Origin of the sequence: Paenibacillus sp. FSL R7-277, assembly GCF_000517965.1 — a bacterium.
GTDB lineage: Bacteria > Bacillota > Bacilli > Paenibacillales > Paenibacillaceae > Paenibacillus_AQ > Paenibacillus_AQ silagei.
In genome coordinates this window covers 1-15,863 of record NZ_ASPX01000025.1, presented here as the reverse complement: position 1 = coordinate 15,863, position 15,863 = coordinate 1, and the positions used below count along the sequence as shown (strand labels likewise).

The following is a 15,863-nucleotide window of genomic DNA, read 5'->3' as shown; positions in this document are numbered from 1 at the left end:
TATCATAATCTGGCTAATCGTGTTAAAAACAAAATTAGCCAGACATTTCCCCCATCCCCTTTTATAACAGTAAATTCAATATTTTATTTACATTTAATCAACTAAGCCGTCCGAGTCTGAATCTAATACATGTGACTCAATATTACCGTTTGACCGTATTACAATTATCCCTTTTTCTTTGGCAGTCTTGCTGGGCGTCCCGTAAAATTGGTAAGTTTGATCCTCAAATGTCACTTTATACTCAAGAACAAGGGCCTTATTAGTTTTGTTAAGATACTCCATAAACAATTCCATATCAATTTCAGCAATGTTTCCATATGTTCCTTGATTATAATACCCGCCATCTTCACTTGGTTCGCTCCAGTTCTTTATACGAAGCGGAAGGTTTGGATTCTTTGATGGAAGTGATAATAATGCAGCATTTAAATCTTTTAGTCCAACAAAATTTAGTATATCATCAGCAAAAGTGAGGGAGTATGTGTTGAGATTCTTTGCAAAGGAATCATGTTCATCAAGTCGATCTCCTTTAAAAAAGTCAATATTAGCATTTATAGGTTTAATTGAAAAATCTGTTTCTTTTCGAAACATCCGCTCTTCAGGATCTGCTGCAAAGAAATCATCAAAAAATGTGTGTGGTTTCTTTAGTTCAGCAATCAGTTTGGTTATATTTTCTTCGTCTATTAAAGCACTTTGAATATTAATGCTCTGACTACTCTGGTCAAAAGACGAGTGATAGTCTAGATGGGAAGAAATATAGCCTTTTCTCACGATTAATGATTGAACTAAATCTGGTGGAATCATATATTCATATTCGTTGTCAGGGTTTTTATATTTTTTGAACTCCCATAAAAATGGTATATAAGGTATATGAGCTCGAAATTCACTTGTCCAATATCCTTGATATCCAGGGAGAAAAGAGTCGAGCCATTGATGGTAATCGTAATAAGTGTCTACGATAAATGGAAGTGTACATCTGTACTGATCAGCAACATAAAACATTGCATGCCACTCTGCATACTTATCTAGTGTTTCAATCTCTGGTAAGCTGCCGTGGCTATTAAGGGTGTTACGATTTCGATATCTATTGAAGCGAATGAAGTCATCTCGCCACTTTCGAGCGTTGTCATTGTTTATATTGAATTGATGAATAAAAATATCACAGTCTTTGGCCACTTCTTCTTGAGTGAGAACAAATATATTAGCCAGATCATTGTACCAATAAGGTAGTGTATCCATATAATCAAAATGGAATCGGAACTGTTGCCTTGATGATAAATTTGCTCTAGCATATTTAGTTTTCTTGTTTGTAGTACCGCACTTCATTTCGTCACATGCTTCGAGGGCATGGATATCATTGGAATGCATATGCTCTGCAATTCTAAGACAGATTAGTTTAGCGAGACGGCGTTGTAAAGCATGCGTAATTTGTTTTGAACAAGCAATTTCTTTGAAAAAGCTATAGTATGCTTCTCCCTTGGAAGGTTCCTCCAAAAAAATTCGATGACATGTAATTAAGAAAAAGAGCTTTGCTGAATCATAAAAGAAGAAGTTTTTTTCATCTATATATTTTTGATCGAAAGGTAGCTTATATAATGAGATTAAATTATTTATGATACTTGAGTAACCCGACGAATATAAACTTTCTATTATATGTGCTGCGTTCAACCTCAGTTTTTTATCAGGATGTCCTAACATACGCCATAACAATTTACTGATTGGCATTAGTGCTTCATCATTTTGAGAGAAAGAATCACAATATGGTTGGTCTCCAGACTTAGGATGAATATTAGAGATTTCTGTAGTTATACACCATCTCATGATATGCATTGCCATGTTAGGAGGGAGGATAATAGATATTCTTTTTAGTATTTCAATGATACTTTCACTCGACACATTATCTTCCTGTACTAAGTATTCTATAAAAAATGACTTTATATCTTCAGGTTTACATTTGAATATTTGGATCAAATTATCATAATAATTTTGAAAATGTATTATTTCGTGCATATTACTAATAAAAAATGTCCTTTGGATATCCACATTGTTTCGCCATGCAGCTACATCAGGCCAAACGCTCCAATTATTTAGATACTCCATGAAAATCTTTTGTATCTTTGAATTATAAAATAAATTTGAGATTTCAAAAGATGACTCTAATAAAATACTTACATTGATAACATAAGATTCTGGTAGAGAATTAGCAAGCCACTCGCCCACGAAAATCGTCTGGCTATCTTGATCTAACCTTTTTAGATGCTCAGTAAATTGTTTTGCATCAGAAAAACAAAATGGACCAACCTTTAACTCTTCTTTAGGTAAGTATATTTCTTCTTTATTTGATGGTTTTAAGTACAATTGAATATCTTTTTCTGGCTTTGAGATAGACTCAAGAAAGTCATTTAACGTTACAATCAGAGAGCTGTTTTTAATATTAGTCAGTCGAAGTTTATTTATAGTAGCCGCAATTTCCGTTGCTAAGGTATTCTTATAGTTTAACGGCACATAAAATAATGTGTTTTGGATTAAAAGTTCTAATACATTTTGTTGGATTGTCGCATCTGATTCTGAAAGCTTAGATAATATATATCCTGCCACTTCAACATAATCTGATGGTTGATCTGGCAATAAAATAGTTGCTAATGATGTGATTATATCTGCTGGATACACGCCTATTCTTAATAACTCTTTTAATACATGAAAGGCGCTTTCAGGTAGAGAAAAATGGTCAAAATCATCACGATCATCTAGACGACACATTATGGAGAAAATATTCATTGGACATAATTGTGTCGCGGTATTGAATACTTCTTCATATGGGAAGTGCTTAGAATCCCACATTTTTCGATAAAAATCCTCTGATAGCCGAATAAATTCATGAGAAAGTCTGACTTCATTTAAATCGTTTTCTTCTGAGGCCATAAAAGATATGATATTAAGTAATTCAAGCTTTTTATAAGATTCATAATCTAATCCCTTAGCAGCTTGGAGAGCTTGATCAAAATAATGTTGGCCAACACTGACTTGAATTCTCTGCCCAATCTGAGCGCATTGGACATAAAACTCATATGCCTCCGGAGCAGAAGTTGGATGCTGAAGGAGCTCGTTTGACAGAGATTTAATGATTTCTAAAGAAAATTGGTGTGAGCGACGATCATATGCACATAAATCAGACAAAGCTAACTTTGTTTCTCGATATATTTTGGTGACATTTAAAATTTTCGATAGGTGATTATGTGTTTGTTGGGGAGTGAATTCAGGAGTATTTAAAACTCCATCAGCTAGAGCCAATAAGCAAAGCCGAATACTGCCAATCTTATTATTGTTTCTATCACTCCAGAATAAGCGATCTAAATTTTCTACACACTCATCATGTAATGGTTTTGTCTTCTCCCAGCTTTGATGCTTTATAGCCATAACGCGGTATTTATAGGCGGGAAGAAGAAGATTATACACTTTTTTTATTTCATTTACTCGCTCTGAAATATCTTTATGTTTGAGGTCTTTATTCAGTCCGTCATAATCTACAAAATCATCTGAATTGACAGGTTCATCTTGGGCAGTTTTCTTTAGTACATAAAGTCGAATATTTAAGTCGATCTGTTGTTCATCTTCACGATGAATATAAGGTACATATGATACTCGAGTATTAATTTGATATTCAGAAAGCACAATGTTAATCAAATCAACGTTATTTTGGCTGAGTAGATACTCAAGAAATAAAATCAATTGAGTTTGCTCCAAAACGTTTAAATCGATCATTTTTGACCGTCTGAACAGGCGAATGAGATACTCTGTTAAATTAATTGGTGGATCTTTTTTGCATTTTAAATGAGCGGCAACTATAGAAAGCATACAGTGAGTGGGCCAGTCTATTCTTAAAATATTAGAGATTGATTCTAAATCATTCCGATTGATTAATCGTACTACGACTTTGAACAGTATGGTTGCTTGCAATTTCTTGCTACTCCAAACTGTTATCCAGCGTTTCATCTCAGTTTCATCTTTTAGACGTAAAACCGAGTCAGCAATGTTTACTGTATCATCTAGACGTGGTTCTTCAAATGAGTCCTGCTCCTCTTCTTGTTTACTATAATAATAATTAAAAGCGCCCCGATAGCTATCCAAGTAAGATAATGCTTTTGATTTTGTGTTTGAGTCCATAGAGAATACAAATACCGCTTTTCCTAGACTCTTAAAGCCATTTCTCTCAGTTGTAAAGATATTTAAGAGTGTATCTTTATCACAGTATAACGATGCCTGCTCAGGATATTCCTTAATAAGTTTTATTATAGCTTCATCGCTTTTAGAGAAATCAATGCTTCTATAAATAAGTTGGAAGGCTTGGTTGCTATATTGTTGGGTTTTGAGTATAGGAAGGCTTAATGTGCTCTTAATACGTGAAAGCATAATTCTGCTGACTTCTGTAACATCAATAATTGCTTCATCAATAGATTCGTTTAAGGAGATGTCTAATAATCTCACTCCATCATTGAGTAAAGATAGAAAACTATGTACATGTTTTGCACAGTAAGGATCAAATTGACGATGCTGATATAAATATTCCGTAATTGTATTTATTGACTTTGAATTATCACAATACTTCTCTCGTAAGAAAGTTTCAAAATCTTCATCTCTAAAATAAATGAAGTCATTTTCAATGTATAGTCCAAATGAGCAGTCAACACTTAGACTTTGTAACATATTTGGAGAGCAATCTAGAATTTTTGTAATAACTTTCATTGGTATAGGCCGTGGCATATTAATCATGACACCAAGGGTGAAAGAAATAACATCGTTTCTTTCTCCATATCTCAAACGAAGCTCTTCAAGAATGTCTCTTAGTAGATCCTCAGTGTTTTTACCATTAGGAAGCAGCATGTTGACTAATTGATTTGGTGTATTTTGCTTTGCAGCTAATACATAGGATTGAACCCGGGGAATTCCCCGGCTTAGGTGGTGAAATTCTGTTAGGACTTCTTGGGCCAGTTCAAGTGAATAAGATTTAACATGTTCTGTACTCTCTTGCAGGTTAAATGCAGGGACTTCAAAAAATGCTGAATTATGTGGAAAGTTGAAATAAAAAGTATGTTCGGTACGATAAGTCAGTAGTGTTTTTACTCCATCTGGTAGTGGTTGCTGTAGTAACTTGTGAACAAAGGAAACTTTATTATTTTTCTCGGCTGCAAATACACTATTGTCTGCTGCATCAATAATTAACAATACAATAGCATCTTCAGAATAGGATTTAGTATATTTTGCTGCTTGTGTCAGTCTTATTGATAATTCATACCAGAATTCAGTTTCCTTTAATCTACGTTCTAACAGGAAGTCGGTTTTACATTCAAGAGCTAAAGTATTACATATTTGAAGAATCGCAGTGTCATAATCATACCTTGAATCAGCAGGCTGTAAGTAAGTTCCCCCGCCGTAGCAATCATAAAACACTACTGTAGAACCATCGGGAAGGTAATTATGAAAATTATTGACAAGAGTAGTTTTACCGATGCCCGCAGTGGCATGAACAAAGACTGATTTATTATCTTGCTGCAGTATAGTCTTTATAAGTTCATTAGAGCATTCTCTTTCAACATATTTCTTTTCTGGAATGCTTGTAGGAGCAGGAAAAAGTCGCATATAATTCCCACCGAAAATTGAGCATACAAAATCTTTTGTCATAGATATTCGTGAGTTTCTTTCATACATCATCTGTTCTCGTAAGGTCATTATTATTTCATTATACTTATTCTGCAAACTATCTATACCCCAATGTCCTAATTGTTGAATGATTTTAGCCTTTAGGATACTTCTGGTGTCTGCTCCGCAATCCTCAAAGTTAATAGCCTTAATAAAACCTAAAAATGCTAGTGATTTGAGCTTTGATTCTTCATATAATTTTTTGATTTCTGTTTTGGACGTCTCGGAGAGGCTGTTTATTAAACTATTCGTATTTTTTGGTTTTTCAGCATGCAATGTTTTTTTTGCTTCGTTGATTGCTTGTTTAAAACTTTCTGAAATTGGTCGATTACTAACCAGTTTTAAAGTTAGCTTGTCTTTTATATCATCAAACTTGCTGGTGTATTCTTCATAGGTATCGGCGAGTCGACGGATAACAGAGTTAGTCTTTTTTTTATTATCTGATTGACATAAAGACGAAACTGTCCACGCAGTACTACCCATATAGGTACTATATTTTAACTGTGAAAAGACAATTCGAGTTGCTGTATGAACCGTCTCGCCTCCGTAATACTCAGCCAAGTCTATCGAATACAATTTACTCTCTTCTAGATCAGCAACAACAGAGTCTTGCCAAGCCGGCCCTTCCACGGTCACGGTGGTAAGATCAGAGTTAGGATAAAGCATATTTAATAATTTTTCCGCTGCCCAAAGGAGGTGGAAGTCATCACCAGCGTTTGAAGGAAGTGCTCCAGCATTGGTATTCATACTCTGCATTTGCATCACACCGTTCTATAAGTAGTAGTAATCAAAAAAACCATAGTTTTCTTTCACCTACATTATATAATATCTATTGGAGTGGTGGCCGAGAAGAGCTTGTAAATAATTAATAGATGCGGTTAATTGGAATTATCATTGATCTTTTTTTAACAAAAAAACTATAATATAAATAGAATCGGGTATAACGCTTACATTATTAACTGAAGATAGGAGTTGGACGCATGATCACTCAGGCGCAATTCATCTCATTTTTACGTAATATCGAACCAAGCCCCACTACAAAATCAAATGCAAGTGATGGGCATATCAAACTCCGAAATTATCTTCATGGACATTTCGCCTATAAGCAGAAATACGTTAATTCATTTTTAACAGGTTCTTATAAAAGGGATACTGCTATTCGGCCGAAAATAGTTGAAGGTGAGACTGCACGTCCCGATGTTGACATCATCGTTGTTACAAACCATACACGTTCACATAACCCCCAAGAAGTAATTACTATATTATATGATGCATTGAAGCCGGCTTATCCAACCATTCGTCCACAAAATCGGTCAGTGGGTATTAAGACTGATAAAGTCGATATTGATGTGGTACCAATCATTGCACCTTACGGGATGGAAGGGACTCTTTATATCCCTGATCGTAAAAAAGTACAATGGATTGAGACTAATCCTCCAAATCATACGTCTTGGACTACGGAAGTCAATCAAGGTAGCGGCGAACGTTTTAAACCACTCGTGAAGCTTATGAAATGGTGGAGAAGAGAGAATGGAACAAATGCTAAAAAGCCGAAGGGATTTGTAATTGAGTGCATAGTTGCGGAATGCATGGATCGGAATCAGACCCAATATGGTGAGCTCTTTGTGGGCACTTTAGAAAGAATCGTCGATAAATATGCCATAAGTATTGCACTTAAAGTAGTTCCGGTTATCCAAGACCCAGGTGTTAGTTTCAATTCGGTTACCAACGGCATGACATTTGAAGCATTCGAGAGATTTTATAATAAAGTCAAGCTCCACGCTATAATTGGGAGAGAAGCTATAAATGAGCTTGATGCTGAGAAATCGCTTCAAAAGTGGCGTGTATTATTTGGGGGGCAATTTCCTAAATCCGGAATGACACAAACTAATTCACTTATTGCTAGCGCCATCTCCCCGTCCCTGTCTTTTCCAAATCATGCAGTAGAGCCTAAAAAACCTGAGGGGTTCGCGTAAATGGCCATTTGGTATTTAACTGATAACAGTCGTTTGGCTCATGAACGCCGTGCACTTGAGGAGCTTCAGAAATATGTGGATTGGCTATTAGGATTAGAGTGGGACCTCGAAGGAAAAAAACTTGTAGTTAGGGCAAGTATCGCAGCACATAGTCATCAATATAATATTAAACTTACCTATCCTGACTTTTTCCCTGCGTTACCACCTAACGTTGAACCAGATTCTTTTGATAAGTTTTGGTCTTCGCATCAATATTCTTCAGGTGCACTTTGTCTTGAATGGGGCCCGGATAATTGGCATCCTGATGTGACAGGGGCACAAATGATTGAGAGCACTTTTCGTCTGCTAAGTATGGAAAACCCTCTTGGAACGGCTAGTGAAAAAGACGTGGTTCCATCACGTCATTATCAGACATCGGGTCAATCGCTTCGATCAGAGGTTTTTCGTATCCATGTAGCATTACCATTACTGCAATATTTGATGGCTTTCGAAGAGAAGAGAATAGGTTATGCTACCTTGAAATATGTTCTTGAAAATAAAACACTTGTATTTCATGTAGTGAAAATTGATGAATTCACTAATGTGTCATTGCCGGATTCTTTTTTGAAAAAGTATATGGAAGAACGTTGGCTTGTTTATCGCACATCTGCTACTGGAGACGAAGTTAAGAAAGTAAGTACAACAGAGGGATTATTACAGCTGGCGAAAGCAAATGATAATGAGACTCTCACTCTAACAATAGCCGACGGACCGGAATCGATAACGGGAATCATTTTAATAGATCGACGCGGCATTCCGCGCTTTTATTATTGTTTAAATGATAAGTTATCGGAAATTGCGGTTGTTTTAGATGATAGTGAAAGCAAACGCATACCTGATTATTGTGAAGGATTGTGTGACAAAAAAATAGCTATTATTGGACTAGGTTCTGTAGGTAGTAAAGTGGCGGAATCCCTTTGCCGTATAGGAGCCCAAACATTTTATTTAATTGATGAAGATTTGTTTCTTGAGGGCAATTTGACACGCCATACACTCGATTGGCGTAACATCGCATTTCATAAGGTAGATGCTATCGCCCAGAAGCTCAGGTATATTTCTCCTCAAGCTGATATTCAGACAGTGAATATTAACCTGACTGGACAAGAGTCGAATGCCTCAGTAAATAGTGCGGTCGTCAAGATTAGTAATTGTGATGTTATAGTGGACGCAACAGCAAATGGACAGGTTTTCAATTTACTTGCTTTTATTTCTAGCAGCAGCAAGAAACCGCTTATTTGGGCGGAAGTTTATGCTGGTGGAATTGGAGGTTTGATTGCCCGCAGCCGGCCAGAATACGACCCAAGCCCACAAACGATGAGACAGGCATATCATCAGTTTAAAGTAGATTCACCGGAATTTAGTCATACAATCTTAGCACCTTACACAGCGGAAAGTAGCGATGGCCAAGTTTATATCGCTTCCGATGCGGATGTATCAGTTATTTCCAGTCATTTAACAAGGTTAGTTATAGACACTGCCATGCGCGCAGAAAATTCGATGTTTCCTTATTCCATGTATCTCATTGGGTTGTCTGAAGGGTGGATATTTAGTCAACCTTTCGATACTATACCTATTGATACTAAACACTTGCTTGAAGAAGAGTTCATGATAGAGGTCGATGACAAAACCCATACGGAGAATACTGAATTTCTAATGTCCCTTTTGGAGAATGAAGATGATTAAGATTCTTATGCCGTATGAGATGCAGAGAAGGCTTTTCAAACATTTGAAAATGGCTGCAGTACAAGAGATTGGCGGTATTCTTATGGGAGAACATATCGAAGATGGTGTTTTCCGCATATGGGATGTAACTGTACAACATCAGGGCGGTACTTGGATATCATTCTTACGAAAAATCGACGGGTCCTTAAGAAATTCTTTGCAGAGATTTTTTCTCAGTACACGACAGCAATACACAAAGTACAACTACTTAGGGGAGTGGCACTCGCACCCCTCATTTGCACTCATACCGAGTAGCTGCGATCAAGATAGCATGTGGAATATTGTGAATGATCCCTTAGTAGGCGCAAATTTTGCTGTTCTTTTAATTTTGAAAGTGCAGAAGGAGAATTTAGCCGGGAATGTATTTATATTTGCCCCGGGGTATGAAATGATACCTGGTGAGCTCGTATTGGAGGGATAAGCTAGTGACTGATAATAATAGGTTGAAACCTTCTTTACTAGAACCCCAATCGCAAGGCGGAGATACAGCAGAGTCAGGCTTCGATTTTCAAACAAATATGATTCTTTGTAAAATCCCCCTTTGGCTATCAATGGAGGGATTTGACTCACTTATTCGAGAGGCGACAGCTGATTTTGAAGCTAAGATCTTCTCTCCAAGTGAAGGGATATACAGAGAAGCGGTGGAAGCGAAGAACCATCATATGGCCCCATCAGAATTTTGGGCTGAGATCGACCGGTTTATGGAGTTGCATGAAGGAATTCCGGGGACGTACAAGCATTTTACGATATGTTGCAACGGGATTTCGGATGAGATTAAGCCTTTGATTATCGGTTTGCGTCGCGTGCGAGATCCGCAGTCCTTTTATGATGCAGACTCTGCTTTAATGATCAATTCATTTGATGATTATTTACGTAGGGTTGAACGGCTCGGAAAAGATAGAAAGGTAGCGAACTTTCTTTACGAAAATGTGTTAATTGAACCCCTTTGGAATCTAAATAGTGATGAATCGACTTCAAAAGGAATTTTAACGGGACAACTAAACACTCATATGCCACAGTATCAAGATCTTACAGGTAGAGAAATATCTGAGATTTATAAAGCACTGCTCGATTTACTAAAAGCAAATAAAGCACGCCCAATCACAAGACGACAAATAGAAGAAACTATCCAAAATGCTACTGGCGGAAAGATCCAATCGCTAAAAGATTCAGTGGTTATATCAACTGAAATTGAAGAATTGTCAAAGAGAGAAAAATATCTGCAGTTTAAATGGGCAGATTTTTTTGGTGGAGCAAATCGTAGTTATCCTACACCTGATAAATGGAATGACACAGTTATGTCGCAGTTACGTGAAACTGCAGGTTGGATCAGAGAAAATCGTGGGTCACGCTGTATCTTATTAAAGGGCAACCGGCGACTCTCAACTTCAGTTGCTATAGGCTCTGTGTTTTCAGCTGTTGCGGGCTTTAATGTAGTTATGGATTACCGTGGTGAACTCTGGTCGACTCAAGATCATCCTGATTTCCAGACGCCGGATTATTCGTTTGAGCGTAATTACGAAGCCGGCACTGGTGATAACCTAGTTCTCACGGTAGGAATTATGAAGGACAATCTTGCTTCGGAAGTTGCTCAATTCAAGAAACTGCAAGGAGTTTCACCTCCGAGATTACACCTATGCTCTTCACATCCCATCACCTCTGCTAAACAAGCTAATTTAGCGGTAAATGAGATCAAGAAAGAGATTGTTGCTGCTGTTTTAGAAAGTAAATCAAAACAAATTGATTTTTTCTATGCAGGACCTGCACATTTGGCGTTGTTCTTTGGTCATAGAATCAATTCACTGCCACCGATTCAATGTTATGAATGGGTAGGAGCGAACAGTTATGTGGCTACATGCTTAATATAGTGACTGAACTTAAATATTAACAAATCTGAAGCACCGAGCAGTTTAACAGAATACTGCAGTTGAAAATTGCATCTAAACAGAGACATAGTAGTCCTTTACGTAGCTGTGTCTTTGCTTTTGAATCTACTTAAGCATACATCCCGTCGTCCTAATGAAGATTGAATAAAGGTATAGAGAAAAAATAGGAAAAATGTATTTTTTGTTACGATGAAGGTATATTGACCCAAATTATCGAATACAGTCTAATTCTAACGAACTAGCTGGAGGGGAATATACATGTTACAAAACCGTCGTTCAAACAAACATTTTTATCATTTTACGCACATGGATAATATAGAATCTATTTTAAGTAATGGGTTGATTTCAACAAATGAAAAGATATTAAAAGGAATAAACCATATTAATATTGCTAATAAAGATATTCAGGAACGAAGAAGTAATACTCAAGTTCCTTGTCACCCTTACGGAAATATACATGATTATGTCCCTTTCTATTTTGCCAGTAGAAATCCGATGTTACTCTCTGTTCTGAATAGCAAAAATATTGATCAGCCATATGTAGTGTATATAGCTATCTCCTTTAAAAAATTAAAAGAGAATAATGTGATATTTACTGACGCTTCGGCGAATACAGTTATTCCTCCGAATTTCTATAATGATCCACAGTACTTGGACGAGTTGAATTGGGAACTTATAAATACCAAAAAATGGACAACTCCGAATAGAGATGATTTACATGCTAGAATGGCTGAGGTTCTGGTTTATAAAGAGGTCCCATTGGATTGGATTGATTACTTTATTGTTTTTAATAAAGTATGCATGAAGAGAATCAAAGCTCTTTTCAAGAAAATGGGGATGCAGGAGCCTAATATTACGTATGAACCATTCAATGATACCTATTTTTATTTTACAAAGCATTTTTTTAAGGATTCTAAGATTTTTAAGGACAGGCATAATGAAACACTTGTTACAGGTCCAAGTATGCTGAAAGATATTTATGATGAAGTAACAAAAAGTATAATAGATGAAAGATTTAAGGGAAAACCTTCTAATCCATCATTCAAAAATGTAAAAGATGCTCTTGATAAAATCAAAAGCGATTTTTGTGTTATCGATGAATTAAGTGGAATAAATAAATTAGAAACAAAAAACGATGTTCATAGAAATACTGTTTGTGAACATACAAAAGAAGTAGTAAATAATTTAAGGTCTATTGATTACTTTAATGGACTTGATGCGGAGGATAGCTCTATTGTAGAGCTTTCAGCATATTTCCATGATATAGGGAAAGGACCGAAAACAAAATGGAAAGATGGAGTACAACCAGCATATGCAGATCATCCAGTTGACTCTCTGATGATGATGAATAGAATACTTGTTGAGGAATTCGAGGAATTATCCAAGTATGAAATAAATACTATTTGTCTTCTAGTAGGTTATCATGACTTAATTGGCGAAATTTTAGTAAAGGGAAGAAGCGAAAAAGAGCTAAGAGACCTTGATTTAAACAGTAATAGTTTAGATATGTTAGCAGCTATAACACTTGCCGACGTAAAATCAATTAATATTTGGTGGTTTGTTGATCTTGAGGAGAGAATTCATACTCTTATTGAATCGATGCTAGACTAATAAACGATCTATAGTGAAAATGATATTATATTAATATCGTTCTGGGAGGGAGTGTGAAGTGAGAGGTGTTGGAGTTTGTAAGTGGAGATTTTTTTGATTATAAAGCAAATATTCGAGTGAATACAGTTAATTGTGTTGGGGTTATGGGGGCTGGAGTTGCATTGATATTTAAAACTAGGTATCCTCAAATGTTTAATGATTATGTGCGGGCCTGTAAGAAAAATAAAGTAGCCCCAGGTAAGCCACATGTTTGGATAGAGTCTGATCTACTGACAACTTGTACAATTATTAATTTTCCGACTAAAATACATTGGAGAAATCCTTCGGAATACGTCTACATCGAAAAAGGTTTAATTTGGTTGAGAGACTATCTTACCGAGCATAAGGAGGCTACAGTCACACTACCAGCGTTAGGATGTGGGCATGGTGGCCTTGATTGGGACATAGTTAAAGAGATGATTATTAAATATTTGGGCGACCTAGATACTAAAATTTTTGTTTTTAATCCAACAAGTTCAGTAGATAACAAAAAAAATGAGGAATGGTTTAATCAACTTGTTAAGCATAATGTTGTTACTATTGCTCCAAATGATGATTTGTATCCAAAAGAATTAGCTGGACGCTCAAGCCTTAATTTATATTGTATTGGAAATACAAAATTATTAAAGTGGAAAAAACTTTCAATCCTAGCTAATGCGAAATCCTCAGAAAAAGAAATTAATTCTTTGTTAATGGTGACAAACGAGATTCCAATAGATAGTATGGTATTATTACTTAGTTTAAAGAATAATAATGATTATGAATTTGCAAAAGCTATATTAGAAAAGGGCTTTAGAGCGATCTTTGTAATACCATATGGTATTCTTAATTTTGATGTTCAAAAGAGGTTTCAGAATAGTTGGGATGATGAAAGAATTCTTGTGATTTCAATAGCAATTCCAAATCAAACCTGGAAAGTTTACGAAAACTCAAACGCTCTGAAGTTTCGACAGAAGCTTGCAGATGCAACATTAATTAACTCTTTAGAAGTGAAAGCAATAGACTCATTATTGAAGTATCTTAAAAAGCCATTCGACAATATATTCTATATAAATTATTGGTATAATGAGCAGGAAGTTTTTAAAATTTTAAAAGCGCAAAAAATCGGAATAAGCAATAACACCGGAAAGATAAAATTAGAACCATTATTAAGTGGGCTAGAAAATTGCTAATAGTATATGTGAACTCACTTCATTTAGCACACTTGTTTTATAAAATTTTAGATGGGGTGTTATTACCAGTCTATCCATTCCGAAGGTTGATAAAATAAGTTGTCCTCATTTTGACGGGAAACGTGTCCAAAGCTCACTGTTATATCATAGCATTTCACCGATTTTGACAGACGAAATTGTCCGAATTCTTCTGTTTTCTAGCTAAAAGGGGCCCTGACGGACAGAACTGGCCATTTCACCCCACCTGGTGGACATTGACGACCGACTTGCCATGGGAGAATAAGGTGATTACTTGAAAAACTCCCCTTCCGTCCCCCAGAGGGGAACACGTAGGGGATGTCTCCCCTGCACCCCATCGCTCGCCGCGTGGCAGGCCCAGCAAGGGTTTGCTGGGATTTATGATAGCTTTCCAGGTTGGAAACACCCGTCAAGGCTAAATGAACGCTTCGCGGCCTTGACGGGTTCAGTGTCCCGGACAACTACTCCAGCTATTTTCGGACAACCTATCCCATCATCTTTCGGATATTATGTGGTAGCAGAAACAATGGGGAGTATCAATTTTGGTTCGATTTTGCAAGAGATAATAACATCATAAAAATTGTACCGATTGTCCCAATTAATTCGCTAGATGTTTTGGGTGTAAGAGCTTTTCATTATGACACTTGGTATTTTAATTATAGAGGGAATCCTGAAGTAACAAATCCAGGCTTCTCTCTTTTTATTTAAAAAAATTATCATTTTAAGAAATGGATAGTAATGATGAAAAGCAAAAAAGTTGCGCAGCACTTCATTTTTTAGTTTTTACTGTCGTCTGTTTTTTGGGGATTACAGGATTTTTTTGATAAATGTCGAATTTTTACATGTATATTGTGTAACAATGAATCAAACTTGTATCCTTTCGCTAAATTAATTTACACTAAGTGGGTGAGTAAGTGATCACTGTAGACGACAACAAATCTTATATCGTAGCCGATTGGTTTGCCCGTAAAACCAGGTCGTTTTTGGACGAGTTACGAAACGGTACAGATGACTTTGCATCAATAACGAGTTTAACTAAGCAAATTACTCATGATTACCATTCGAGATTCATTATAGAATTGGTCCAAAACGCACACGACGCATTGCTGGAAACTGGTGGAACGGTTCGTATTATCTTCGATCGTGATAACCTTAACTTCTATGTGGCCAATACAGGAGATCCGCTTAATGACGATAATTTTAAAGCAATATGTAAGTTAGGACAAAGCTCGAAGGAGCCAAATACATCAATTGGCAATAAGGGGATCGGCTTCAAGAGTGTTTTGGAAATTACTGAAGAGCCAGAAATATATTCTGGTCCGTATACAGAAGAAAAGTTTTCTGGTTATTCTTTCCGCTTCTCTCCTGCCTTTCTACGGGATGCTATGGTAACTGCCATTAATCAGATCATCGAGACAAAGGCCGACGTAGAATTATTTTCGGTTTTGCATGATAGGATTTCCCTTCCAAACTGGTCTCCAACACAACACGAAGAGTTTTACAGCCGATGGTTGCAAAGCACTCCAGAACTTGACGAACAGACTGAGTCAATTAAGAATGCGATCCTTCGTCAAGTCGATAACCTGTCGCCCTATCAATTTCCGATTCCAATAGTGGAGCAAAAAGATCCTGTTATAGCAAGATTAGGCAAAAGAGGCTTTGCTACAGTAATCAAATTACCTTTACGTAATGAAAGTATGGCCCTT

The 15,863-nt window shown here is 36.4% G+C and carries 8 protein-coding genes; 7 read left to right on the top strand and 1 reads right to left on the bottom strand.

The window, feature by feature from the left end; all coding sequences use genetic code 11:
* Positions 1-93: 93 nt before the first annotated feature.
* Positions 94-6,441, bottom strand: a complete 6,348-nt coding sequence (locus tag C173_RS10005; protein ID WP_235191844.1) for an ATP-binding protein — start codon at positions 6,439-6,441, stop codon at positions 94-96.
* A gap of 233 nt (positions 6,442-6,674) precedes the next feature.
* Here C173_RS10005 and C173_RS10000 point away from each other — a divergent pair, with 233 nt between their 5' ends.
* The 7 genes from C173_RS10000 to C173_RS09970 all read left to right on the top strand — a co-directional run.
* Positions 6,675-7,670 carry an SMODS domain-containing nucleotidyltransferase gene (locus C173_RS10000; RefSeq protein ID WP_036724480.1) on the top strand — a complete coding sequence of 332 codons (996 nt, stop codon included), beginning with the start codon at positions 6,675-6,677 and terminating at the stop codon, positions 7,668-7,670.
* A complete protein-coding gene (locus C173_RS09995) occupies positions 7,671-9,392 on the top strand; it encodes a ThiF family adenylyltransferase (RefSeq protein ID WP_036724479.1) in 1,722 nt (573 codons plus the stop codon).
* A complete protein-coding gene (locus C173_RS09990; RefSeq protein ID WP_036724478.1) occupies positions 9,385-9,852 on the top strand; it encodes a Mov34/MPN/PAD-1 family protein in 468 nt (155 codons plus the stop codon). The genes C173_RS09995 and C173_RS09990 overlap by 8 nt, the downstream gene beginning before the upstream one ends.
* Before the next feature lie 4 nt (positions 9,853-9,856).
* On the top strand, positions 9,857-11,299 hold the full coding sequence (gene cap4, locus C173_RS09985) for a CD-NTase-associated endodeoxyribonuclease Cap4 (RefSeq protein ID WP_036724476.1): 1,443 nt from the start codon (positions 9,857-9,859) through the stop codon (positions 11,297-11,299).
* A 276-nt stretch (positions 11,300-11,575) separates the two neighbouring features.
* Positions 11,576-12,928 carry a type II toxin-antitoxin system toxin DNA ADP-ribosyl transferase DarT gene (gene darT, locus C173_RS09980; protein ID WP_051477956.1) on the top strand — a complete coding sequence of 451 codons (1,353 nt, stop codon included), beginning with the start codon at positions 11,576-11,578 and terminating at the stop codon, positions 12,926-12,928.
* Between the two features lie 65 nt (positions 12,929-12,993).
* Complete coding sequence (locus C173_RS32815) at positions 12,994-14,139, top strand: macro domain-containing protein (RefSeq protein ID WP_051477955.1); 1,146 nt, start codon at positions 12,994-12,996, stop codon at positions 14,137-14,139.
* A 932-nt stretch (positions 14,140-15,071) separates the two neighbouring features.
* A partial coding sequence (locus C173_RS09970; protein ID WP_036724474.1) for a sacsin N-terminal ATP-binding-like domain-containing protein occupies positions 15,072-15,863 on the top strand: 792 nt, incomplete at its 3' end.